Annotated in this window: 4 protein-coding genes; 2 read left to right on the top strand and 2 right to left on the bottom strand. The window is 68.5% G+C overall.

What is annotated here, in order from left to right; genetic code table 11:
* Together AC2VOP_RS14490 and rfbC are read left to right on the top strand one after the other, a co-directional pair.
* On the top strand, positions 1-471 hold a 471-nt coding region (locus tag AC2VOP_RS14490), incomplete at its 5' end, for a GDP-mannose 4,6-dehydratase (protein WP_486961618.1).
* A 1-nt stretch (position 472) separates the two neighbouring features.
* Positions 473-1,045, top strand: coding sequence for a dTDP-4-dehydrorhamnose 3,5-epimerase (gene rfbC, locus AC2VOP_RS14485; RefSeq protein ID WP_486961617.1), 573 nt, complete (start codon positions 473-475; stop codon positions 1,043-1,045).
* Between the two features lie 144 nt (positions 1,046-1,189).
* Here the strand turns inward: rfbC and AC2VOP_RS14480 are convergent, their stop codons facing one another.
* Together AC2VOP_RS14480 and AC2VOP_RS14475 are read right to left on the bottom strand one after the other, a co-directional pair.
* The gene (locus AC2VOP_RS14480) at positions 1,190-1,996 is read right to left on the bottom strand and encodes a lytic transglycosylase domain-containing protein (RefSeq protein WP_486961620.1); all 807 of its coding nucleotides are present in this window, start codon (positions 1,994-1,996) and stop codon (positions 1,190-1,192) included.
* Between the two features lie 58 nt (positions 1,997-2,054).
* Complete coding sequence (locus AC2VOP_RS14475) at positions 2,055-2,570, bottom strand: MarR family transcriptional regulator (RefSeq protein WP_486961619.1); 516 nt, start codon at positions 2,568-2,570, stop codon at positions 2,055-2,057.
* Positions 2,571-2,581: the final 11 nt, after the last annotated feature.

Below are 2,581 nucleotides of genomic sequence, written 5' to 3'. Positions count from 1 at the left end.
AACAATTACGGCCCGTATCAGCATGTGGAGAAGTTCATTCCGCGCCAGATCACCAACCTGCTGACCGGCCGTCGCGCCAAGCTGTACGGCAGCGGCGCCAATGTGCGCGACTGGATTCATGTCGATGACCACAACGCGGCGGTCTGGCAGATCCTGGAGCACGGTCAGATCGGCCGCACCTATCCGATCGGCGCGGACGGGGAACTCGCTAACCTGGCGGTGCTGCAGGCGATCCTGCGACTGATGGACCGCGATCCCGACGACTTCGACCACGTTCCCGACCGAGCCGGCCACGACCTGCGGTACGCCATCGACTCGTCGGCGCTCCGCGACGAGCTGGGCTGGAAACCGCAGCACACCGACTTCGAGGACGGCCTGCGCGACACCATCGCCTGGTACCGCGCCAACGAATCATGGTGGGCGCCACTCAAAGACGCCACCGAGGCCCGATATGAACAAAGGGGTCAGTGACATGGCGGTACGTGAACTCGACATTCCGGGTGCGTGGGAAATCACCCCGGCCCAGCATGCCGATGCCCGCGGGCTGTTCTTCGAGTGGTTCACCGACCGCGAGTTCACCGCGTTCACTGGGCACCGCTTCGACCTGAGGCAGGCCAACTGTTCGATGTCGGCGGCCGGGGTGCTACGTGGCCTGCACTTCGCCGAGGTCCCACCGGGCCAAGCCAAATACGTGACGTGCGTGTCTGGGTCGGTCTTCGACGTCGTCGTCGACATCCGGCTAGGCTCACCGACATTCGGCTGCTGGGACTCGGTGCTGCTCGACAACCGTGACCGCCGCGCGGTGTACATCTCCGAAGGTTTGGCGCATGGGTTCCTCGCGCTGCGCGACAATTCGACGGTGGTATATCTGTGTTCGGCCGAGTACAACCCGCAGCGCGAGCACACCATCGCCGCCACCGACCCGGCGCTGGGCATCGACTGGCCGACGCCTGCAGACAAGATGCGGCTCTCCGAGCGCGACGCCGCCGCACTCACCCTGGCCGAAGTCCAAGCCGCCGGTCTGTTGCCGACCTGGACTGAGTGAGGCCAGACTCGGCGAGCATGCGCAAAATCGCACTCCGCGGAGCCGCGCAGTGCGATTTTGCGCATGCTCGGCCGCCAGGGCGGGCCGCCGGGGCGGGCCGCCGGGGGCCGCCAGGGCGGGCCGCCAGGGCGGGCCGCCAGGGAGTCACTGCGGGTGGGCCGCCAGGTAGTCGGTGACCGGGATTCGTTCGGTTTCGGCGTAACCGACCGGCAGCAACACGTCACCAGCGGTGGTGTGGTAGTAGACGTCCCACCGGTAGTAACTTCCGAACGCGCCGGGTTCGGTTGCCAGCACGGTGGCGTAGTCGTCGACCGCGCGGACGTAGTGCTCGGAGTGGTTGTAGCCGAAGACGGCTCGGTCACGCGAGCTGGCGAAGCCGTTGGCGGCCAGGAGGCGGCCAGCGGCCATGATGGCGTCATGCGGCGAGGTGATGTCGCCGCCGTCGCCGTATCTCGCGAACGTCGAGACCAGGAACTGCATCGGCCCTCGCGCGTCGGCGGTGCTCGCGCCGACGATGCGGCCGAAGCCGGTTTCCACCAAGTTGATCGCCGCCAGGTAGTTCCAGCCGACGCCGGTCGCCGCCTCGGCTTCGCGGTAGTAGCCGAGCAGCTCGTCGGCCGGCGCCGGCGGGTCGATGCGCCACGCGGGCAGCGTGGACTTCGGCTCGCCGGCAACCAGCGCGGCCAGCTGCCGACGCGCGTCGATGTTGCGGTCGTAGACCTCAAGCAGCGACCGCGGAATCCGCTGGCGGGCGAGCGCGTCCCACTCCGGATGCCAGCCCAGGGCGCGGTAGGCCACCTGCTGGCGGCGCGCGGCCTGCGTCAGCGCGGCCTCCGACGACGACGGGTCGCGCAGCGTCTGTTCGGCGGCGACCAGACTGTCGGCCAACGCGATCGGCGCAGACGCTTCCGGCGGCGGATCGGCGGCCGACGTCGCTGTGGTCACGACCATGCTCAGCGCCGAGCAGACGACGATCACGAACGCCCAGACGACTCTCATGGTCACCCTCCTAAAAGTCACCGGCATTGTGCCGCAATGACTGGATCGACGACGACAACGCCTGCGCCTCGCGGGCCGACATCCCGATATCGGCGAACACCTCGTCGTTCAGCGTGAGCGTCGCCGCCTCCACCGTCGAGCGGCCACGCTCGGTGATGGACACCAGCGTGATCCGGCCATCGGTGGGGTGCGGCAGGCGCTTGACCAGGCCGGCTGCTTCCAGCCGGGCGATCGCGTGCGTGACGCTGGTGACGTGGACTTGCAGCCGGTCGGAGGCCTTGGTGATCGGCAGCGCACCGATACGGCTGAACGCCAGCAGCCGCAACAGCTCGAAGCGGGAGAAGCTCAGGTGATACGGGCGCAACGCGGCCTCCACCCGTGCCAGCAGAATCTGGTGGGCCCGCATCACCGACGTGACCGCGACCATCCCGTCGGCCACCTCACCCCAGCCGGCCCGCTCCCAGTTGGCCCGCGCCGAAGCGATCGGGTCGGGCTGCTCGGGCCGGGCCGGCCGGGAAGCGGGCACGCCTTTTCTTA

This window comes from Mycobacterium sp. TH-M106, assembly GCF_057473765.1.
This window is presented reverse-complemented; position numbering and strand designations above follow the sequence as displayed.

Bases quoted from the DNA above. Each gene is read 5' to 3' on its own strand.
- rfbC (WP_486961617.1), top strand. From the start codon at position 473: ATGGCGGTACGTGAACTCGACATTCCGGGTGCGTGGGAAATCACCCCG.
- AC2VOP_RS14480 (WP_486961620.1), bottom strand. From the start codon at position 1,996: ATGGTCGTGACCACAGCGACGTCGGCCGCCGATCCGCCGCCGGAAGCG.